This window comes from Pyramidobacter sp. CG50-2 (genome assembly GCF_003612005.1).
Classification (GTDB): domain Bacteria; phylum Synergistota; class Synergistia; order Synergistales; family Dethiosulfovibrionaceae; genus Pyramidobacter.
Window position 1 is genome coordinate 1 of sequence record NZ_RAWT01000047.1, and the last position, 20,898, is coordinate 20,898.

At 59.2% G+C, this 20,898-nt stretch carries 15 protein-coding genes; 2 read left to right on the forward strand and 13 right to left on the reverse strand.

Features of this window, described 5'->3' with window-relative positions:
• The first annotated feature begins 223 nt into the window (after positions 1-223).
• Together D7D26_RS09435 and D7D26_RS09440 are read left to right on the forward strand one after the other, a co-directional pair.
• Positions 224-1,573 (forward strand): YjiH family protein, encoded by a 1,350-nt coding sequence (locus D7D26_RS09435; protein ID WP_120372886.1) that lies wholly within the window; start codon positions 224-226, stop codon positions 1,571-1,573.
• Positions 1,574-1,801: 228 nt separating this feature from the next.
• Positions 1,802-4,243 (forward strand): SEL1-like repeat protein, encoded by a 2,442-nt coding sequence (locus tag D7D26_RS09440; RefSeq protein WP_120372887.1) that lies wholly within the window; start codon positions 1,802-1,804, stop codon positions 4,241-4,243.
• Between the two features lie 96 nt (positions 4,244-4,339).
• On the opposite strand, the gene D7D26_RS09445 is transcribed toward D7D26_RS09440, so the two are convergent.
• The 13 genes from D7D26_RS09445 to D7D26_RS09505 all read right to left on the reverse strand — a co-directional run bounded on the left by D7D26_RS09445 (position 4,340) and on the right by D7D26_RS09505 (position 20,747).
• Complete coding sequence (locus tag D7D26_RS09445; RefSeq protein ID WP_120372895.1) at positions 4,340-5,188, reverse strand: bifunctional 5,10-methylenetetrahydrofolate dehydrogenase/5,10-methenyltetrahydrofolate cyclohydrolase; 849 nt, start codon at positions 5,186-5,188, stop codon at positions 4,340-4,342.
• Positions 5,189-5,439: 251 nt separating this feature from the next.
• Complete coding sequence (locus D7D26_RS09450; protein WP_120372888.1) at positions 5,440-6,072, reverse strand: cyclodeaminase/cyclohydrolase family protein; 633 nt, start codon at positions 6,070-6,072, stop codon at positions 5,440-5,442.
• A gap of 172 nt (positions 6,073-6,244) precedes the next feature.
• Positions 6,245-7,921: a formate--tetrahydrofolate ligase gene (locus tag D7D26_RS09455; RefSeq protein WP_120372889.1), complete on the reverse strand. Its 1,677-nt coding sequence runs from the start codon at positions 7,919-7,921 to the stop codon at positions 6,245-6,247.
• A gap of 106 nt (positions 7,922-8,027) precedes the next feature.
• Positions 8,028-8,693, reverse strand: coding sequence for a GntR family transcriptional regulator (locus D7D26_RS09460; RefSeq protein WP_009165972.1), 666 nt, complete (start codon positions 8,691-8,693; stop codon positions 8,028-8,030).
• 281 nt (positions 8,694-8,974) lie between these two features.
• On the reverse strand, positions 8,975-10,450 hold the full coding sequence (locus tag D7D26_RS09465; RefSeq protein WP_120372890.1) for a pyridoxal-phosphate dependent enzyme: 1,476 nt from the start codon (positions 10,448-10,450) through the stop codon (positions 8,975-8,977).
• Positions 10,451-10,537: 87 nt separating this feature from the next.
• Positions 10,538-11,767 carry a threonine synthase gene (thrC, locus tag D7D26_RS09470; RefSeq protein WP_120372891.1) on the reverse strand — a complete coding sequence of 410 codons (1,230 nt, stop codon included), beginning with the start codon at positions 11,765-11,767 and terminating at the stop codon, positions 10,538-10,540.
• A gap of 9 nt (positions 11,768-11,776) precedes the next feature.
• Positions 11,777-12,958, reverse strand: a complete 1,182-nt coding sequence (locus D7D26_RS09475; protein WP_078015682.1) for a YgeY family selenium metabolism-linked hydrolase — start codon at positions 12,956-12,958, stop codon at positions 11,777-11,779.
• 65 nt (positions 12,959-13,023) lie between these two features.
• Positions 13,024-14,376 (reverse strand): alanine/glycine:cation symporter family protein, encoded by a 1,353-nt coding sequence (locus tag D7D26_RS09480; RefSeq protein ID WP_009165967.1) that lies wholly within the window; start codon positions 14,374-14,376, stop codon positions 13,024-13,026.
• A gap of 96 nt (positions 14,377-14,472) precedes the next feature.
• The gene (locus D7D26_RS09485) at positions 14,473-16,062 is read right to left on the reverse strand and encodes an N-acyl-D-amino-acid deacylase family protein (protein WP_120372892.1); all 1,590 of its coding nucleotides are present in this window, start codon (positions 16,060-16,062) and stop codon (positions 14,473-14,475) included.
• Positions 16,063-16,130: 68 nt separating this feature from the next.
• Positions 16,131-17,465: a TRAP transporter large permease gene (locus D7D26_RS09490; RefSeq protein WP_078015680.1), complete on the reverse strand. Its 1,335-nt coding sequence runs from the start codon at positions 17,463-17,465 to the stop codon at positions 16,131-16,133.
• Entirely contained in the window at positions 17,465-17,980 is a 516-nt protein-coding gene (locus D7D26_RS09495) for a TRAP transporter small permease (protein ID WP_078015679.1), read from the reverse strand. The genes D7D26_RS09490 and D7D26_RS09495 overlap by 1 nt, the downstream gene beginning before the upstream one ends.
• Before the next feature lie 81 nt (positions 17,981-18,061).
• Entirely contained in the window at positions 18,062-19,129 is a 1,068-nt protein-coding gene (locus D7D26_RS09500) for a TRAP transporter substrate-binding protein (RefSeq protein WP_233543527.1), read from the reverse strand.
• Between the two features lie 223 nt (positions 19,130-19,352).
• Positions 19,353-20,747, reverse strand: a complete 1,395-nt coding sequence (locus D7D26_RS09505) for an alanine/glycine:cation symporter family protein (RefSeq protein WP_120372894.1) — start codon at positions 20,745-20,747, stop codon at positions 19,353-19,355.
• Positions 20,748-20,898 lie beyond the last annotated feature (151 nt).

Sequence of the window (20,898 nt, forward strand, 5' to 3'; positions counted from 1 at the left end):
GTTTCATGAACGGTATTATCTCAGAGTGACATTTTCTTGGAACAGTTATGGGGGACTTTATCACTGAACAACGACAGAAATTAACGATGATATTGATTTTTTTGCGCCTAAAACGTATAATAAACGCGTGAGCGAAGTTAAAAAAAACGGGAAGATGGTTCCCGTTTTTTGCCGCAGGAGGCGTCCGGCCTCAAGCGATTTTACGAAAGGTTGTGGTGTTCGAATGTCCGAAAACGCAGCGCCCCGCAGTTCGGCTTTATGGAAGTTCGTCGTTTTCAGTTTGTTCGGCCTGTTCATGTTTTTCTTCAAACTCGAGTGGCTGAGCCCGAACCTGAAGAGCGTGCCGGTCGATTTCATCGTCAGCTCGCTGCAGAGCCGCGCGATGCCGGCCGTGAAGATCTTTATCCTCGCGGTCATGTACGTCGGCGCGGCGATGCCCTTTATCAAAGGCACGTGGAACAAAAACGGCATGGACATTTTCATGTCGATAGCCAAAATCTGCGGCGCCGCGATCGGCACGATCATGTATTTCGGCCTGTGGCGGAGCAACGCCTGGCTGTGGCGCGGCGACATCGGCCCGTTCCTGTTCGACAAGCTGGCGATCCCGGTCGGGCTGGTGATCCCCATCGGTTCGGTGTTCCTCGCCTTTTTGGCCAGCTACGGCCTGATGGAGTTCATCGGCGTGCTGGTCGACTGCGTCATGCGTCCGCTGTTCCGCACGCCGGGGCGTTCGGCCATCGACGCGGTGGCCTCGTTCGTGGGCAGCTATTCCATCGCCCTGATCATCACCAACGGCGTGTACCGATCCAACCGCTACACGGCCCGCGAGGCGGCCGTCATCGCCACGGGATTCTCGACGGTCTCGATGACGTTCCTGCTGGTCGTGGCGCGCACGCTGGGGCTGATGGATCACTGGACGCCGTATTTCTTCGTGGCCATGCTGGTGACGTTTATCGTCACGGCGATCACGGCGCGTCTCTGGCCGCTGTGCTCGATCCCCGACACGTATTTCGACGGCGCGGCGGCGCCCGAGCCTCGCCTCGAGGGCGGCCGCCTCGAACGCGCCTGGCAGATCGGCATCCGCACGGCCGCCGCCCAGCCCAACGTGTTCAAACTTTGCGGCGACAATCTGTGGGCCGGTTTGAAAATGGCTTTCGCCGTGATCCCCGCGATCACTTCGGTGGGGCTGCTGGGGCTCTGGCTGGCGGAATTCACGCCGGTGTTCGACTGGTTCGGCTACATCTTCTACCCGTTCTTCAAGGTCTTCGGCGTGGCGCAGCCCGTGCTCGGCGGCAAGGCGGCGGCGATCTGCCTGCCGGAGATGTTCCTGCCCGCGATCCTGATCAAGGGCTCCGGCACGATGCTGCTCAAGTTCGTCATCGCCGTGGTCAGCATCTCCGAGATCCTGTTCTTCTCGGCCAGCATCCCCTGCATCATGGGCACCGACATCCCGCTGAAGATCCGCGATATCCTTGTGATCTGGTTCGAGCGCGTCGTGCTCTCGATCCTGATCACGGTCCCCATCGGCATGTGGATGGGCTTCAGCGACGCGGTGCAGGCGGCCGCGAAATAGCGCGAAAAAAGGACGGCGCCGCGAAAGGCGCGCAGATCCAAAAAGCACAGGGGAACCGCAGCGCGGCTCCCTTTTTTTGTTTGGCGTCCGCGGGCAAAATTTTGACCGACGCTGTTCAATGAGATAAAATGAACCCGGAATAACGGCGGCGGCGGGAAAAAAACGAGGCCCCGCCGCTGCCGCGAAGTGGGAACGGACGAAAAGACTGAGTGAAACGAGGCTCTCTGAATGACGAAAAATGCAATGAAAAGGTGGCCGCTCCTGATCCTGGCCGTGTTTTTGTGGAGCGCGGCCGCGTGGGGCGCGCCCTCGCCCGCGAGCGGGGATAAAACTCCGGCGGCCCTCGGCGATCAGTCGCCCGAAGCCGGCGAACCGGCGACTTTCAACGAAGGCATCCAGGCGTGGAGCTCCAAGGATTACGAGCTGGCCTACCGCATTTTTCAGGCCAACGCCGAAAAGGGATCGCCCCAGGCCATGACGGCTCTCGGCTATATGTACACGATGGGCAGCGGCGTCGCCGAAGATTTCGCGGTCGGCATGCGCTGGTACCGTATGGCCGCCGCCGCCGGCGAACCGTACGCCATGTACGCCCTCTACGAACTCATGCACGCGCATCCGGAGCGCGAGGCCCATCCTGGCGAAGCCATGGAAATGCTCGAGGCCGCCATCGAGAAGAACATTCCCATGGCCTGTCAGGAATATTATCAGGTGCTTCTTCAGGAAGGGAAGAGCGGAGACGCGCTCGAATACGTGAAAAAATGCGCCGAAGGCGAACAGCTCTGGGCCATGACCGTTTACGGCGCGGCGCTGGGCGAACGCGGATCCGCCGCTGAAGCGGCCGCCGGTCTGGAACTGCTGAAAAAAGCCGCGGCCAAGGGCGATGCGGCCGCCTATTACGTGGCCGCCGACATGGAAAAAAAACGCGGCCGCGTGGATGAAGCCAAAAGACTGCACGGGCTGGCGGCCAAGGCGGATTACGCCCCCTCCATGTACGAGCTGGGACGCCTCGCTCTGGACGAAGGCAAAGGCGCCGAAGCTTCCGAACTGCTGCTGAAGGCGGGCAAAAACGGCTCGTGGGGCGCCTACGTCCTGTTGGGACGCATGAGCGAAAAAGGCAAGACCGTGAAAAAGGATCCGGCGGCCGCAGTGCGCTACTACAAGATGGCCGCCGATGCCGGCGATCCCGCCGGATGCAACGAGCTGGGGCGCTTGACCGAAAAGGGGAACGGCATCGCGCAGTCTTATACGGACGCTTACCGTCTTTACGCGCTCGGCGCCGAAGGCGGCAACGGCGAAGCCCTGTACAATCTGGGACGCATGGAGATCTACGGCCTCGGCACCGAGAAGAACGAACAGGCCGGTTTGGCCAAGCTGAAAAGAGCGGCCGAGATGGGCGAATCGGAAGCGATGACCGCCCTGGCAACGTTTTACATGGAGGGCAAGATCGTCGCCGCCAACCGCGGCGAAGCCCTACGCCTTTACCGCGAAGCCGCCGAACGCGGCAATCCGCGCGCGCAGTTCATCATGGGCGAGCAGCTCAAATCCGACACCGACCGGGAAAAAATGGAGCAGGCTCTGAAATATTACGAGAAAGCCGCCGAGAGCGGCTCCGCCGACGCCCAGTTTGCGCTGGCGCAATGCTACTCCGACGATCGCTGGCACGCGCCCGATCTGGTCCGCGCCGTCAAGTGGTACAACGCCGCCGCCGAACAGGGGCATCCCGCGGCGATGTGCGCCATGGGCCTGTTCCGTCTCGACGCGGCCGAAAAGGACAGCGAGATCCGCGCCGCCGCGGCAATGATCGACCGGGCGGCGGAAGCCGGCTACGTCCCCGCCGAGTATACGCTGGGACTGCTGTACGAGCAGGGACAGCTGGGAGAGCGCGACATCCGCAGCGCCGTCATCCATTACCGGCGCGCCGCCGAACGCGGCGACGCCAACGCGCAGATCCGTCTGGCCGGCATCATGAAGCGCGGCGACTACGGTTATTCGGTCAATCTGCAGGAGTCGTTCCGCTGGTACCTCGCCGCCGCCCGGCAGGGCAGCGAACTGGCGCAGTGCAACGTGGCCGCCATGTACGCCGCCGGGTCGGGCGTGGACAAGGACGAACGCGAGGCTTTCCGCTGGTACACGGCCGCGGCCGAAGGCGGCAGCGCGCAGGCGCAGTACAACCTCGGCCTGATGCGGCTGCGCGGCATCGGCACCTGGAAAGATGCCGACGAGGCGCTCAAATGGCTGGAAGAATCCGCCAAATCGGGTTACGCTCCCGCTCAGAACCTGCTGGGCACGCTTTATTCCGAAGGCGTTGTGGTGAAGCGTTCCTTCGACGTGGCGCAGCGCTGGCTGCAGGCCGCCGCCGAGAGCGGCTCCGCCGCCGCGCAGTTCAATCTCGGGCTGCTCTACAGCTACAGTCCCGAGGGCGAGCCCTCCGCGGCCATCAGCTGGTTCGAACAGGCGGCCAATCAAGGGCACGCGCTTGCCGCCTGGTACCTCGGCAGCGCTTATGAAGAAGGACGCGGCGTCGAAGCCGACCTTGCCAAAGCGCGCCAATATTACCAGCTTGCCCGCGACGCCGGCAGCAAACGCGCGGTCGAAGCCCTGCAGCGCCTCGACCGGAAGGAAAAAGAATCCCGCCTCGACGCCCTGCGCGGGACCGTCCCGCAGCGGTAGGGGCGGCTCGCGCGGACGGGCAAGATTCGGGGAGATGAAAAAAGCGGCCGGGATCGTTGGGGATCTCGGCCGCTTTGTGTTGGCGAAGATTTTTGATTATTCGAGCGTCCGCTGCGCCGCTTCGATCACGTGCTTGGCGAGCACGGTGGTGGTGACGGAGCCGACGCCGCCGGGCACGGGCGTGGAGGCGCGGGCTTTCTGCGCCGCTTCGGGGGCGACGTCGCCGCAGAGCTTGCCCTCGGCGTTCACGTTGATGCCCACGTCGATCAGCACCTGATCGGGAGTGACGAACGCCTCGCCGACGGCTCCCGCGTGCCCCACGGCGGCCAGCAGCACGTCGGCGCCGCGGGCGACGGCGGCGGCGTCGCGGGTCTTGGTGTGGCAGATGGTCACGGTGGCGTTCTGCGCCAGCAGCATCATCGCCAGCGGGCGGCCGACGACGAGGCTGCGCCCGAAGACGACGGCGTTCGCGCCTTTCAGTTCGATCCGGTAATGCCTGAGGATCTCCATGCAGGCGGATGGCGTGCAGGGAGGAAAGCCCACGGCCTTGCCGGAATAAACGCCAGCCTGCGACGCGGCGGTGATGCCGTCCACGTCCTTTTCGGGGGCCAGCGCCGCGCGCACGACCGCTTCGTCGATGTGCTTCGGCAGCGGCATGAAGATCAGGCAGCCGTGGATCGAAGCGTCGGCGTTGATTTTGGCGATGACTTCCAGCAGTTCGTCCTGCGAAGCTTCGGCGGGCAGCGCGAACTGTTTCACTTCCAGTCCCACGGTCGCGGCGCGCTTGGTCGCTCCTCGCTCGTAGGCGAGGTCGTCGCCGCGTTCGCCCATGCGCACGATGGCGAGGCAGGGGGAAACGCCGCGGTCTTTGAGCTTCTGCACGTCGTTTTTGAGCTGCGCGGTGAGGGCGGCGGCCACGGCCTTGCCGTCCAGGATCTGAGCCATAAAAATCACATGCCTTTCCTGATTGAAATCGGAGAACGAAAGCAGCCGCGGAGAAGCGGCGGAGCGGCGAAACGGAAAACAGGACAACGGGATTTCCAGAACGCTCTGCGAAAGGATTTGAAGGATTTCGCAAATATCCTGCTTCGCTGAAGGGGCGTTCAAAAAACGTCCTCTGCTTTTTTGCGCTTCACCCTGTCTGCCCTCCACTTCTTCGTTCCTCCGTGGTTGCCGTTGTTTTTGAGACAGGCGCGTCAGGCGCGCAGGGAATTCATGACGGTTTCGTAGATTTTGTCGGCGCGGCCGCGGCTGCCGGCCAGCATCTTTTCGGCGCGGGCGTCGACGGCGGCAGCGTTGGCGCGGTCTTTCATGGCTTTGGTGTTGATGAACACGTTCAGCGCCGCGCCTTCGAGCGCCGCGCGGCACAGGGCCGCGCCCACGCCGGCGTCGCTGACGGCCAGGCGCGAACCCTTTTCGGCGAAGACGGCCATCAGGCCGATGGCTTCGCAGCATTTCTCCATGATCCGCAGCGGCACGCCGCAGGCGGCGCCCAGCGCCGCTTCCATGACGCGGTCTTTCTCCGCCCGCTGTTCTCCCGTGTCTTTGGGCAGGCCGTAAGCGGCGGCCAGCGGCGCGAAGACCTCGGCGTCCTGTTCCACCAGCGCCAGCAGGTCGGCCTGCAGCGCGTCGCATTTGGCCTGCAGGCTTTTGATCTCATCCTCGACGGCGGCGTACTTCTTCTTGCCGACGGTGAGGCTGCCCACCATGTTGCCCAGCGCGGTTCCGATCGCGCCGCAGAGCGCGGACGCGCCGCCGCCTCCGGGGACGGGAGCTTTGGTGGCGAGGACGGCGACGAAATCGGCGCAGGATTTTTCGGTCATCTTCATGGGACGGGTTCTCCTTTTTTTCGTACGGTCATTCGAATTTGAAAAGAAACATATAATCTGATGTCCGGTATTTACTGGTGTGATGGGGTGAATTTCCACGTGGAACATTTTCGCGCCGGCGTGGCGCGTTTGAAAAAAGGGCGGACTGTTTCACGCAGTCCGCCCGAGTTTTTTAGAACAGCCCCGAGATTTTGCCGTCGGAATCGACGTCGATGCGCTCGGCGGCGGGGACCTTGGGCAGCCCGGGCATGGTCATGATCTCGCCCGTCAGCGCCACGATGAAGCCCGCGCCGGCGCTGGCTTTGAGGTTGCGCACGGTGACTTCGAAACCGCGGGGCGCGCCCAGCAGCGTGGGATCGTCGGAGAAGCTGTACTGCGTCTTGGCCATGCAGATGGGCAGATTGCCGAAGCCCAGTTCTTCCAACTGTTTCATCTGCTTGCGGGCGTTGGCCGTGAGGACGACGCCGTCGCCGCGGTAGATCTTTTTGACGATGGCGTCGAGCTTCTGCTCGATGGTCATGTCGAGGTCGTAGGCGTAGGCAAAATCGTTGGGCAGCTCGCAGAGGCGCACCACTTCCTTGGCCAGCTCCACGCCGCCGTCGCCGCCCTTGCCCCAGACTTCCGACAGGGCCACGTTGACGCCCAGCTCGCGGCATTTGTCGGCGATGAGTTTCAGCTCGGCCTCGCTGTCGGTGGGGAAACGATTGATCGCCACCACGGCGGGCAGCTTGTAGACCTTGGTGATGTTCTCCACGTGCTGCAGCAGGTTGGGCAGCCCCTTTTCGAGCGCGGCCAGATTCTCGTCGTTCAGCTCGGCCTTGGCGACGCCGCCGTGATGCTTGAGCGCGCGCACCGTGGCGACGATAACGACGGCCGAGGGCTTGAGCCCGGCGAAGCGGCACTTGATGTCGAGGAACTTTTCCGCGCCCAGGTCGGCGCCGAATCCGGCCTCCGTGATCGCGTAGTCGCCCATCTTCAGCGCCAGGCGCGTGGCCATGACGGAATTGCAGCCGTGCGCGATGTTGGCGAACGGGCCGCCGTGGATGAAGGCGGGCGTGTGCTCCAGCGTCTGCACCAGATTGGGCTTGAGCGCTTCCACCAGCAGCGCCGCCATGGCGCCCTGAGCGTGCAGGTCGCCGGCCGTGACGGGTTTGCCGCTGCGGCTGTAGGCGACGATGATGCGCGCCAGGCGGGATTTGAGGTCGTCGATGCCGGACGCGAGACAGAAAACGGCCATAACCTCGGACGCGACGGTGATGTCGAAGCCGTCCTCGCGCGGCACGCCGTTGGCTTTGCCGCCGAGCCCGCAGACGATGCTGCGCAGCTGGCGGTCGTTCATGTCGACGCAGCGCCGCCAGATAACGCGGCGCGTGTCGATGTCGAGAGAATTGCCCTGCTGGATGTGGTTGTCGAGCATGGCGGCCAGAAGGTTGTTGGCCGCGCCGATGGCGTGGAAGTCGCCGGTGAAGTGCAGATTGATGTCTTCCATGGGCACGACCTGGGCGTAGCCGCCGCCGGCCGCGCCGCCCTTGACGCCGAAGACGGGCCCGAGCGAAGGCTCGCGCAGCGCCACCATCACGTTCTTGCCGATCTTGCGCAGGCCGTCGGCCAGGCCGACCGTGGTCGTCGTCTTGCCTTCGCCGGCGGGCGTCGGCGTGATGGCCGTGACCAGCACCAGTTTGCCGTCGGGGCGCGGGCAGTCTTTCAGCAGATTGACGTAATCGATCTTGGCTTTGGCGCGGCCATAGAACTCCAGATACTTCCCGTCGATCCCCGCGCCGCGGGCGACTTCCTCGATCTGAAGCATAGGCGTTGACTGCGCGATCTCGATATCGGACGTGTAGGACATGTGAACCCCAACCCTTCTGAATGAATTTTACGGCCGTCTGATCGTTGCGACGCCGTAATTATGTTTCTTTACCGCTCGTAAAGCTTCAAGCCGAAACGCGGGGCGCTTACAGTATCTTGGCGAGACGCCGGTGGTAAAAGCCGAGCCAGTTTTCTTCGGCGTAACGGCCGCTTGCCTCCGGCTCGTGCGCTTCGATGGCGTCGATGATGGCGTTGTGCTCGCGTACGGACGCCATCTTGTCGGGGCCTCTCTCAAAATACAGATTTTCGCAGCGGTTGGCGTGAAGCGTCAACGTGTATATTATATCAGAGATGTAAGCGTTGTCAGCCATCTCCAAAAGATATCCGTGGAATTGATTGTCGAAGGTGGCAAGTTTCTGATTTTCTCCCGCTTCGATTGCTTTCTGAAAAACGGCGTTCAATTCACGCAGTTTTTGTATGTCGCCGTTTTTCTGCTTCTGGCAGGCGAGCCGCGCCGCGCAGCCTGAAAGCAGCGCCAGCGCTTCGTAGATCGTGAACGTGTTGTTTTCGTCGAGCGGGGAGACGTGCGTCCCCTTCGACGGCTCGACATACACCAGTCCCTGCTCCGACAAACGCTGCAGCGCTTCGCGCACCGGCGTGCGGCTGACGTCGAAATACTCGGCGATTTCCTGATCGCTGATGCGTTCCCCGGGCTTCATGGTGCCGTTGACGATCCAGCTTTGGAGGGTCCTGTAGATTTTCTCTTTGGCGCTCTCGCGTATGAATTTTTGTTTTCTCTGAGGAATAGGCATTGTTTTTTCCCTGGCTGTCGTTGAATTTTGTGCTGTACCGCTCGCCCTGATCCCGCGGCGCGCTTTTTGCCGCTTCGTAGAGGATTTATATACGATATGCAACAGAAACAAGTATAACATTTTTACGGACAAGATACACAAAATACCTTTGTAAAATCACAGGGCAAAAAATAAAAGTTCGTAATGTTTGGGAGAAACGTTTCTTCAAATAAAAACGGCGGGACGCGGAGCGGAGGCTTTCGGCCTTTTCCATCCGCGGCCCGCCGTTTCGGGCGGAGCGATTAATTCAGTCCCGTCGCGACGTTGAATTCTTCGATGAGTTTGTCGATCTTCGGAGCCATGGTACGGATCTCGCCCCAGTAATTGTCGGCGTCATACCACTGGCTATGCAGTTCTTCGCTGGTTTTGCCCTGCTGCTCGATCCATGTGTAATACTTCAGGTTATGGACGCGCAGGCGTTCGGGATAGGTGAGCTCCAGCGCATTATCGCTTTTTTGCCCGTGCAGGCGGCTCGCGAAGTCGACTTCGGCGTTAACGGCGCCGTACGCCCCGAATTCCGCTTCGAGTTCCTGCAGGCGCGAGCCGTACATTTCCATCGAGTCGGTAAGAATGGTGAAAACGACGTCGTGCTCGTCCATTTCGTAGTACTTGGCGGCCTTGATCGCGCTCAGCAAATTGGCGACGCCGGAAATGCCCAGCAGATCCAGCTGTTCCGTAAGGGCCGCGGGCACTCCCGCGCGGCGGAGGAATTCGCGACCGGCAGGTTCGTTGAACAGGCGGATCAGTGCCATGCAGTCGTTATCGTCGATGGCGGTGACCATGTCCGTGTTGCGCACGTTGTGTACCCAGGGCACGTGTTTGTCGCCGATGCCTTCGATGCGGTGTGCCCCCCAGCCGTTGCGCAGCAAGGTGGGGCATTGCAGCGCTTCGCTGGCGACGATCTTCATGCCGGGCCAGATCTGTTTCAGATAGTCGCCGCTGGCGATCGTCCCGGCGGAGCCGGTCGTGTAAACGGCCGCGGCGAGGCGGTCGCCCGGGCGCATGCAGCCTTTCGCCACTTCTTCGAGCGCGCCGCCCGTAACTTCGTAATGCCACAGATAATTGCCGAACTCCTCGAACTGGTTGAAGATCACCACGTCGTCGCGGGTCGAGCGCAGTTCATGGACTTTGTCGTAAATTTCTTTGACGTTGCTCTCCGTGCCGGGCGTGGCGATGATCTCGCCGGCTACGGTGCGGAGCCAGTCGAAGCGTTCCTTGCTCATGCCTTCGGGGAGGATGGCGATGGAGCGGCAGCCGAGCAGCTGGGAGTTGTACGCACCGCCGCGGCAATAGTTGCCCGTCGAAGGCCAGACGGCCCAATCGCGGGTTGGATCGAACTGTCCCGTGACAAGACGGGGTACAAGGCAGCCGAAACTTGCGCCGACTTTGTGGGCCCCGGTGGGGAACCATTTGCCGACGAGAGCGAAAATGCGCGCCTTCACTCCCGTCAGCGAGCTGGGAAACTCGATGAAGTTGACGCCGCCGTAGAGCCCGCCGGAAGTTTTGGGCTCGTTCTTCCAGGTGATGCGGAACAGGTTCAGCGGATTGACGTCCCACAAGCCGGTTTCTTTCAGTCCTTCCTTGACTTTCGCCGGCGTCTCCTTGTCGGGGTTTTTCATCTGGCGGAAAGTGGGGATGAGGATATACCGCGATTTGGCGCGCTCGATGCCGTTCTTTCGTCTTTCCTTGTCGACGAGCAGGTTGATTTGGTCGTACATTTTGAGTCTCTCCTTAATAAATAAAATTGGGGGGAACGCCGAAGCGTATAAAAATGCCGCGGATGAGTCGTTTGGGCAAAAACGCCGTCAGCCGAGAATTTTTATCAGTTCCTCCATGTTTGGGGCGACTTTTGCAGCCGGCGGAACCGCTTTCTGCGCCGAGGCGACGTCTTTGAGGCCGTTGCCTGAAATGATCACGGCGACGCGGTCCGACGCCTTGAGACGTCTTTCGCGAGCGAATTTGACGAAACCGGCGTAGGCCGTCGCTCCCGCGGGCTCGGCGAACACGCCGCTTTTTCGCGGCAGTTCGGCGACGGCGGAAAGGATCTCGGCGTCGCTGACGGCGGTCGTATTCCCATGAGAAGCGCGGATCGCGTGAAGCGCTTTCGCCCAGTTGTGCGGCGCGCCCACGTCGATGCTGTCGGCAATCGTGTGCGAGGGGCCGAATACGACTTTATCGGCGCCCTCCTGAATCGCCCTGTGGATCGGGCAGGCGCCCTCCGCCTGAACGCCGATGATCTGAGGAATACGGTCGATGACGCCGATCTTGTACAGATCGTAAAAACCCTTGTACGTCGAACTGACGATGCAGCCGTCGCCGACGGAGACGAAAACTTTGTCGGGGACGTCCCAGTCGCACTGTTCCGCGATCTCCATCGCGCAGGTCTTTTTCCCTTCGACGAGGAACGGGTTGATCGCGCAGTTGCGGTCGTACCAGCCGTAATGTTCGATGGCCTCGATCGCCAGCCGCACCGCTGCGGCGTAATCTCCCTTGACGAGGAACACCCGTGCGCCGAACACGAGCAGCTGCGTCACTTTGGCGACTGGCGCCGTTTCCGGAACGAAGATCACGCTTTTCAATCCCATGTTGGCGGCGAAACCCGCGAGCGAACTGGCGGCGTTGCCCGTCGACGCGCAGGCGAGAACGTCGCGGTTTCGCTCCGCGGCGAGCGTTACGGCGACGGCGCTGGCGCGGTCTTTGAGCGAAGCCGTGGGATTGCGTCCGTCGTCCTTGATCAGAAGCTGCCCGACGTCGTATTCGGACGCGATCTGGGGCATATCGTAGAGCGGCGTCCAGCCGACCTGAAGCGTGGGGCGGCGCGAATTTTTCCGCATCGGAAGCAGGGCTTCGTAGCGCCAAAGACTGAAACGCGGATCCGCCGCCAGAGAGGTGCGGTCGATCTGTTTTTTCACTTCGTCGTAGTCGTACAGCACGTACATAGTGCCGTGGATCCCGCAGTCGGGACACGTTTTCAACGTGCTTTCGGCGGGGAATTCGCGCCCGCAGAGGGCGCATTTGAGCGTGTAGAAAGCCATGACGTGCCTCTAGCGAAGAACGGCGCGGACGATGCCCTGATAGCCTTCGCAGGCCTTGCAGAGCTGGTCGATCTCGATGTATTCGTCGACCACGTGGGCCAGCGATTCGAGCGAGCCGCCGAAGCCGACGGTGGGGATCCCCGCCTTGCCGGCGTAATAGCTGCCGTTGGTGCAGAAAGCGTAATGGGAGAATTCCGGATTCAATCCGGCGTTCCTCAGCCCTTCCAGCGCCGCCGCGACGAACCAGTTGTCTTCGGGGAACAGCCAACCGGGCGCGTAGCGCGTCGCGGAGATCGTCTCGCCGGTGTAGCACTTTTCCGTGCCGGTAGCCAGATAAACTCTGGCGTCCAGACGGGGATCGAGCTTCTTCTGCGCGTCGACGATGTCCTGAATCTGCTTCAGCACCTCGGCGTCGGTTTCTCCCACGAGCAGACGCCGGTCGTACGTGACGCGGCACTTTTCGGGCACGACGCTGGCGCCGGGATAAGGGGAGGAAATGATGTCGGTCAGTTCGAGAATGCCTTTGCCGAGCACAGGCTGCTCTTTAGGCTTGAAATCGCGCTCGATGGCGGTCAGAAGCGGCGCCATCGTCTTTACGGCGTTAAGGCCGACCTCGGGATTGGACGAGTGGGCGGATTTCCCCAGAGTCTCCAGAACCACTTCGGCGCGGCCGCGCTGGCCGCGTTTCAGATTCAGCGACGAAGCCTCGCCGATGATCACGCAGTCGGGCTTCCAGCGGATCCCCAGTTCCTCGGAAGCGACGCCCTCGAAGCATTCTTCGTGCACGCCGCCGCAGACGATCAGTTCTCCGTTAAGTTCGGCATGATTTTCTTTGAGCAGTCTGGCCGCCATGATTGCGGCGCCCAGATTGCCCTTCATGTCGCTCGTGCCGCGGCCGTACATGCGCCCGCCGACGATCTCGGCCGCGAAAGGATCGTGAGTCCATTTGGAGCGGTCGGCGATGTCGACGTGATCCATGTGGCCTTCGAAGAGCAGCTTTTTGCCGCCTTTGCCGAATACCATGCGCCCCGAAACGTTGCCGTAACGGTCGCGTTCGGTGGAGTCGAAGCCGAAGCGCTTCATCGCGTTTTCGACAAAATCGGCGATTTTGTCCTCGTGCCCGGAAAGACTGGGACAGCGAATCATGCCGCGAACCAGTTCGACCAATTCGTCCTGCCATTTTTCACTCATCGGGAAAAGCCTCCTTGAACGTTTAATGAATGGTTTCGGTTTTTCTGCGTAATTATTGAGTCTGGCTATAAGTTGTTGTCCTTAGTCCATTGCTTGTAAACCTTGAAAAATATAGGCGCGAGCGCAAGCATGGCGATCATGTTGGGGATGCCTTCGATGCCGGTTGAAATGTCGACGATCGTCCAGACCAGATCGACGTCCTGCGTCACGGCGACGAACGGCGGGATCAGCCAGAAAACGTTGAAGATACCCATATTTTTTTCGCCGAAGACATAAACGACGGACGTCTTGTATTCGAAGTAGTAGCCGATCATCGTCGTGAGAGCTGCGAGCATGACGGATATGGAGACGATCCACGCGCCGAATTTTCCGTACAGCGTATCGAATGCGGAGATGGTAAGGGCGATGCCGTTCAAACCGCCGCTCCACACGTCGGGAGCCGAAAGCAGGATAACGAACGCGGTCATCGAACACATCACGATCGTATCGACGAAAACTTCGACGATGCCGTACAGACCCTGCTGGCAGGGGTGCCTGGTGATCGACGTGGCGTGAACCATCGAAGCCGTTCCCAGTCCGGCTTCGTTGGAGAAAACGCCTCGCGCCGCGCCGTACCGGACGGCGAGAATCATCGTGCCTCCGGCAAAACCGCCGACGGCCGCATGGGGGTTGAAAGCGTACTTGAAGATCATGCCGACCACTTCGGGCAGTCGCGCAATGTTCGTAAAAATAACCCCGAGCGAAAATACGGTATAGACGACGACAAAGTAAGGCATGATACTTTCGGCGAAACGCCCGATGCGTTTGAAACCGCCGAAGCATACGAGCGCAGTGAGAATGACGGCGCAGACGACGGTGGCCAGGGGCGGGATACCGAAAGTGCTCTTGAGGGCCGAAGCCATCGTGTGAGGCTGGACCCATACGGCGGTGCCGAGGGCCCCGACGATCATCATCACGCCGTAGAACATGGCGAGCGGCTTCCATCTTTTACCCATGCCCTTTTCGATGTAGTACATCGGGCCGCCGTAAAAGGCGCCGCTCTCCGTTTGCTCGCGGAAATGAACGGCCAGAACGACCTCGACGAATTTCGTCATCATGCCGAAAAGGCCCATGATCCACATCCAGAAAACGGCTCCCGGACCGCCGGTCGCGATCGCGGTCGCCACTCCGGCGATATTGCCGTTGCCGATACATCCGGCGAGAGCCGAAGAAACGGCCTGCAGCGGCGTGATCGTGCCTTCGCCTTCGAGCGCGTCCTTTCTGAAGCACTTGCCGAGCGTTTCTTTGAGGACGTAAGGAAGCTTGCGGATTTGAAAGAAGCCCGTCCCCAAACCGAAAATCAGACCGCACAGGAAGATGAGAATCATCATGGGCCAGCCCCAAAGCTCGCCGGCCAGCCAGTTTAAAAATTTCGACATGATCGCTTGCCTCCTTCTTGGCTTGTGATGAAATACGAAAGACGCCGGACTTGTTACGCGCGAATGGAACGCTCCGTCGCTATCGCCTGAAAAAAATCACTCCTTATAGAATCGCAGCACTTTGCCCGCTTTCCCCTTGACGACTTGATTGCCGTCGACAACCAGCCGGCCGTTGACGACGACGTATGGAATTCCGGCGGAGTACTGCATGGGATCGGTATAAGTCGCTTTGTCGGCCACCGTCTCGGGATCGAAAATGGCGATGTCGGCGGCATAGCCTTCCCTGAGTAAACCGCGCTCTTTCAGCTTGAAGATGGAGGCGGGACGGGAGGTCATCTTGCGGATCGCTTCGGGCAGCGTCATCAGTTTGCGCTCGCGCACGTAACGACTGAGAATGCGCGAGAACGAACCGTATACGCGCGGATGCGGACGGGCGCCGAGAATGCCGTCGGTGCAAGGATTTTGGAGACGATGCGCGATGATGGCCTCGACGTGCTCTTCCAGTCCGTAAAAGTCCACCAGGCCGACCGCCAGTTCCTCTTCGAGCAGCAAATCGAACGAGGCGTCGAAGGGATCTTTGCCGCGGATCTGGCCGATCTCGATCATATTCTTGCCGACCAGGTCGGCGTTCTTCGGCGTCTTCACGAACGTCACGAAAATGTTTTCCATGCCGGCGAAATCGACGAAATTGTCCCAGCCGGGGATCCCCTTGGCGATGTCGGCCTTCATGCGCGCGCGGGCGTCCTTGTCGGCGAGACGGGCAAGACATTTTTCCGCGCCTCCGTCGTGGGCCCACGGCGGCAGAATGACGCTGAACGTGGTGCTGCCGGCGGCGTAAGGGTACTGGTCAAACGAAAGCTGGATATCTTTTTCCCCTTCGTCGAGCTTTTTCATGACGGCGTCGAAGAGATGGGCATTCTTCATGCCGCAGACTTTGAAATGCGAGAAATGAATGGGGCAGCCCGACTTGCGGCTGATGCGGAACACTTCGTCCATCGAGTTGAGGATGTCGTCGGCTTCGCTGCGCTGGTGAATGACGAACGGCAAATTGTATTTGGTCAGGACGCTGGTGACCGCGGCGATCTCATCTTCCGTCATATAGTTGCTGGGAGGGTAGATGAGCCCTGTGGAGAGGCCGACCGCGCCCGCGCCAATGCATTTTTCCAGCAGATCCTTCATCATGTCGATCTCGCTGGCCGTGGCGGGGCGGTTCTCAAGACCCATTACGCACATGCGGATATTGCCCGTCGGCGCCAGGTAGGCGAGATTGGGCCCCAGCGGCATCGCGTCGAGGCGTTTCAGATAGTCTTCGGCGGAGCGCCATTTCCAGTCGACCGGGTACTGTCCCTCCAGCCCGGCCATCGTCTTTTCCCATGAAGACAGAAATTCCGGCACGACGGGAGCCAGCGACATCCCGTCCTGACCGATGATGTCCGTCGTGACGCCCTGAGTCGTTTTATTGGCGATTTCGGGTTCGACCAGAGCCACCAGGTCGGAGTGACTGTGCGTGTCGATAAAACCGGGAGCCACCGCCAGCCCCGCGGCGTCGATCGTGCGGCGTGCCTCGGCCTGAACGCTGCCGACGGCGGCAATTTTGCCGTCTTTGACTGCCACGTCGGCGCGAAAGCCTTCCTTGCCGTCGCCGGCATAGCACATGCCGTTTTTGAGCAACAGATCGTACGTCATTGCCTTCCCTCCTCAAAAAATTTAAATCAAGACTCTCTCGAACGTGAGTTAAAGCTTCCGCCGTCCGTTTACCACGCGCCGACGACGTTCGCGCCCAGAAGCAGCTCGGGCAGCCAGCACGACAGGAAAGGGAAATACGTTGTCAGCAGCAGGACGGGGATGGAAACGTAGAACAGGAAAGGCAGCATCGCTTTCGTCAGGTCGGCCGCGGAGATTTCCGACAGACGCGACCCGACGAAGATCGACATGGCGAACGGCGGCGTCATCACACCGATGCCGACGTTGACCACCATGATCGCGCCGAGGTGGACCAGGTTGACTCCCAGTTCCGTCATCAGGGGCAGCACCAGCGGCACGACCAGAATGAGAATGGGAATACCGTCGAGGAACATGCCGAGGAAGAGCAAGAATACGTTGAGCATGAGCAAAATCATGTACTTGCTCGAAAACATCGAAAGCATGGCCGACGCCACCTGCTGAGCCACGCCCTGCCGGGTCAGGTAACGGGTCAGAACCGTGCCGCCAGCCAACAGCAGCGTGGTCATGCCGAACGTTCCGACCGTGCTGGACAAGGCTTTTTTCAGGCGCTTCCAGGTCAGTTCGCGGTAAGCGAACCAGCCGACCAGCAGACAGTAAATAGCCGCGATGCCGCCGGCTTCGTTGGGCGTAAAGATGCCGCCGTAAATGCCGATCAAAATCAGCGCCGGACAGCCCAGCGCCGGCAGGGCTACCCAGCCGGTGTGGCACACCTGTTTGACGGAAGCGATAAAAGTCTTGGGCAGCTCCGGGACTTCAACGCTGGAGGATGTGTATTTGTCGACGTAAAGGTAATTGAGGATGCAGTAGCCGAGAGCCAGCAGCAGACCGGGAAAGACGGTGGAAAGGAACAGCGCGCCGACCGATTGTCCGGCCAGCAGACAATAGATCATGGCCGGCACGCTGGGCGGAATCAGATATCCCAGATAGCTGGACGAGCAGAGCAGCGCTGTCGTGTAGACGCGGCTGTAACCGAATTTTTCCAGTTTGGGAACAAGCAGGGGAATCAGCGCGGCGATACAGGGAACCGAAGACCCCGTAAGCGCCCCCATGAACAGCGTGGCGACGATGCCGACGGCCGTCAGGCCGCCCTTGAGGCGCCCGACCAGCGCGTAAGAAAAATTGACGATGCGGTCCGCCAGCCCGGCCTCGCCGATGAGAGCGCCGGAAAAAACGAAAAAGGCAATGGCCATGACCGTCGAGGAGTCGAGCGAATGGAAAAAGGAGTTGGCGATGAAGGTCATCGTGCCGCCGCCGAGAATGACGCCGAGGGCGGTCGCGCCGATGAAAACCCAGCCGATGGGCAGCCCCGCGACGATACCGACGAGGAACGTAACGAGAGTTGTGGAAGTGCCGAGATCGAACATTACTCCTTCACCTCTTTTTCCCAACGGAGTTTTTGCAGCTCGAAAATATCCTCGCAGACATGCCAGCCGTAATGAAGAACGCTCAACACGATCATGACGCCCATGGCATACACGAGCCAGCTCGTGTTGAACCAGCGCACCAGCGTGGCGAACTCGGGATGCTTCCAGGCGCGTTTGACGACGCGCAGCGTGGGGCTCCACATGGCCAGGATCATCGCGACGGTGACGGCGCTCTTCGCCATGTCGAACAGAGCGCGTTTCGCCCGGCTGTCCTTGCACAAGACGTCGGAAAGGATGTCGACGGCGATGTGCGTCTTCACGGCGGCTCCGTAGGAAATCGCCACATAAATAGTGAAAATAAAGATGTACAACGCCGCGTCGCTGATCCACATGATTTCGAAATGGAGCCAGTAGCGGTTTACCACCTGACAGAACGTGAGGATTATGGCCAGCAGGAGCCCGAGAGAGCCGAGAAAGAATTCGGTTTTCTGCAGGAAAGAAAAGAGTTTTTTCATAATGCACCGCCTTTTCTGTCACAGAGATCTTGCTTCAAAAAAGGGGACGGCTTTCGGGCCGCCCCCTTGTGAGACTGATCGTTACTTTGCAGCTGCGGCCTTGTCGGCTAATACTTTTTCGCGGTTGATTCGGAGCTGGTCGAGAATCTTCACGGTCATATCCTGACCGGGGAAGTGCTTGTCGAGCCACGGCTTGCAAAGATCGTTCCAGTTGTCGAGATTGCGGGCGCGGTTGCGGAACTCGGCGCGCTCCGCCTCGGTCGGATAGTAAATTTCGAAGTTCGGCTGCTTCTTGAGGAACTCTTTGAAATTGTCCTCTTCGGCGATTTGGATGGCGTACTGATCGGTTTCGGCTTCGTCGGCCGCCTTCCGGATCGCGGCTTTGAGATCGTCGGGCAGCTTCGCCCAAAGTTCGGCGTTGATGACGACTTGATTGGCGTCCCACATCCAATCCAGAGACGTGTAATACTTCATGACCTCGCAGTGACGCTCCTCCACGAGCGAAGGCCACATATCCCAGCAGCCGTCGACCACGCCCTTCGCCAGGGCGTTGTAAAGATCGCCCCACGGCACGGTTTCGACGGTCATACCCGTTCCCTCGGCCATGTTCTGCAGGCCGCGGACGCAGCCGAGCGACGAAGAAACACGCATTTTCAGATTCTTGAAATCAGCCGGCGTTTTGATCGGGCGCACGCTGTTGCCGATGCCGTAGGAGCCCTGCGAAACGGTGAACAGAATGTGAACGCCGACTTCCTTCATGGCCTCCTCGAGAGGCACGTAGAGACATCCGTCGGGGCGCGAGAAAGCCATCTTGCACTCTTCCCACGATTCGACGGTCCACGGCATCCAGTTGAACATGCCGCCGGGAACGAGATTGACGTAAGGAGCGAAACCGCACATCTCGATTTCGCCGTCCTGCACGGCGTGGAAGATCTCATTGAGAGTCCCGAGCTGATTGTCGGGGAAAAACTCGACTTCGATACGGCCGTTGCTGTATTTCTTGATTAACTCACAGAAAAGTTTGTAGGACTTGCCCTGCGAGGCACGGACCGAGGTCTGCCCGAAACGCCACTTATACTCCGGAGCGGCGGAAGCCGTGCCGGCGCCCAAAATCATAACGACAGCTGCTGCGGCGAGTGCCTTTCTCACAAAACACGTTCTGACCATAGTGATTCCTCCTTAAAAATTAGAAGTGTGATGCTGTTTGAACCGTAGGGGGCTCTGTCGCAGAGTCCTCCTGAGAAAACTACTCATTACTTTTAGACTTTTCCCTGCACCGCTATTTGAGTGTACATACAGCTCCGTGGAAGAAAAAGACATAGTTTTTATGTTGTCTGCATGCGATATTATCCGACTTACTTCAGTTCCATGACTATTCTCCCCACGGCATTCTCTCTGCAGTATTTCCTGCAAGAATCTGTTTATACTCTTTGAAGTATGCAATAAATTTATTTGAAAGCATTACTATCGCGATCATATTCGGTATGACAATGAAACCGATTGCCATATCTGCCATTGTCCAAACCTCTTCTACCTGCATTGTGACTGCAAGCATTGGCGGTATGAAGAAAAACCACTGCAAATATTTAACCGCTTTCTCCCCGAAAATCGTTTCGATACAGGTACGATACTCAACGAAGAATCCGAGATACGACGAAAATGTAAAAAGGATGATGGCAATACCCAGCACAATAATCCCCTGGCTGCCCCATGCAGTTTCAAATGCGCTGATGGTCAGATTGACGCCGGATTCTCCCCCGGTCCATACGCCACTGGTCAAAATTGCCAACGCAGTGAGCGTACATACGATAATGGTATCAATAAACACTTCAAGAATGCCGTACATGCCCTGATGCGCCGGATGATCCGTCTTTGATGTCGCGTGGACGGTTGAGGCTGTGCCAATGCCGGCTTCGTTTGAGAAAATTCCGCGAGCTGCGCCCTGCCCTATTGCCAGCGAGGTAGTAGCGCCTAAAAATCCACCTACCGCGGGAGTAGGGGCAAAGGCATACTTGAAAATCATCTGGAAAGCATGCGAAATTTCACTTGCGTTTGCAATGATAACTGCAATTGCTCCCACAATGTAAAGCACGCACATAGGCGGTACCATTTTGCCGCAGAACTCACCGATTCGTTTTGTGCCGCCTACGATGATGACGATTGCGACGAGAACCGTTACAGCCCCCGCAATGAGAAGAGGAACACGAAAGACTCTCTGTGTTGTTTCCGCCAAGGTATGCACCTGAATAAAGCATGCGTCAGTAATAACATAGATGAGTAACGCTGCAGAATAGATAGCCGCGAGTGTTTTGCCGCCTTTGCTGAGGCCTTTGCGCATGTAATGCATTGGTCCGCCATAGAACTCACCGTCTGTCCCTTTTTTGCGGAATGCCAGCGCAAGGGTCACTTCGGCCATTTTTGTGATCATACCGACAAATGCAATGATCCACATCCAAAAAACAGCCCCGAGGCCGCCTACGGCAATTGCCGCAGCAACTCCTGCAATGTTACCTGACCCGATTGTGCCTGCTAAAACGGTCGAGAGCGCCTGAAAAGGCTTCAGCATTCCCGAGTGTTTAGCATGGTCATCATCCGTCTTTTTATTTCTCCCGAACATTTCATTGACTGTTAATCGATAAATAGTCGTAAAACCTGTAAATTGAAAAAATTTTGTGCGAATGCTTAGATACAGACCGACGCCAATCATCAAAATAGTAAGAGGGGTTCCCCAAAGGACATCTGTAATTTCAGATAGATATTGAAACATGTTTACCTCCTTAGTACAGCCCGGGATAGAGCGGTTTCGCCTCGCAGAGTTCGGTGATCTCGGCGCGGACTTTCCCGATCTCCGCTTCGTCGTCGATGTGGGTGACGACGCGGTCGATCCAGCCGGCGATCTTCTCCATTTCCTCGCGCCC

Bases quoted from the DNA above. Each gene is read 5' to 3' on its own strand.
- D7D26_RS09490 (WP_078015680.1), bottom strand. From the start codon at position 17,465: ATGTTCGATCTCGGCACTTCCACAACTCTCGTTACGTTCCTCGTCGGT.
- D7D26_RS09435 (WP_120372886.1), top strand. From the start codon at position 224: ATGTCCGAAAACGCAGCGCCCCGCAGTTCGGCTTTATGGAAGTTCGTC.
- thrC (WP_120372891.1), bottom strand. From the start codon at position 11,767: ATGGCTTTCTACACGCTCAAATGCGCCCTCTGCGGGCGCGAATTCCCC.
- D7D26_RS09495 (WP_078015679.1), bottom strand. From the start codon at position 17,980: ATGAAAAAACTCTTTTCTTTCCTGCAGAAAACCGAATTCTTTCTCGGC.
- D7D26_RS09455 (WP_120372889.1), bottom strand. From the start codon at position 7,921: ATGTCCTACACGTCCGATATCGAGATCGCGCAGTCAACGCCTATGCTT.
- D7D26_RS09505 (WP_120372894.1), bottom strand. From the start codon at position 20,747: ATGTTTCAATATCTATCTGAAATTACAGATGTCCTTTGGGGAACCCCT.
- D7D26_RS09460 (WP_009165972.1), bottom strand. From the start codon at position 8,693: ATGCCTATTCCTCAGAGAAAACAAAAATTCATACGCGAGAGCGCCAAA.
- D7D26_RS09475 (WP_078015682.1), bottom strand. From the start codon at position 12,958: ATGAGTGAAAAATGGCAGGACGAATTGGTCGAACTGGTTCGCGGCATG.
- D7D26_RS09465 (WP_120372890.1), bottom strand. From the start codon at position 10,450: ATGTACGACCAAATCAACCTGCTCGTCGACAAGGAAAGACGAAAGAAC.
- D7D26_RS09485 (WP_120372892.1), bottom strand. From the start codon at position 16,062: ATGACGTACGATCTGTTGCTCAAAAACGGCATGTGCTATGCCGGCGAC.
- D7D26_RS09480 (WP_009165967.1), bottom strand. From the start codon at position 14,376: ATGTCGAAATTTTTAAACTGGCTGGCCGGCGAGCTTTGGGGCTGGCCC.
- D7D26_RS09445 (WP_120372895.1), bottom strand. From the start codon at position 5,188: ATGGCTCAGATCCTGGACGGCAAGGCCGTGGCCGCCGCCCTCACCGCG.
- D7D26_RS09450 (WP_120372888.1), bottom strand. From the start codon at position 6,072: ATGAAGATGACCGAAAAATCCTGCGCCGATTTCGTCGCCGTCCTCGCC.
- D7D26_RS09440 (WP_120372887.1), top strand. From the start codon at position 1,802: ATGACGAAAAATGCAATGAAAAGGTGGCCGCTCCTGATCCTGGCCGTG.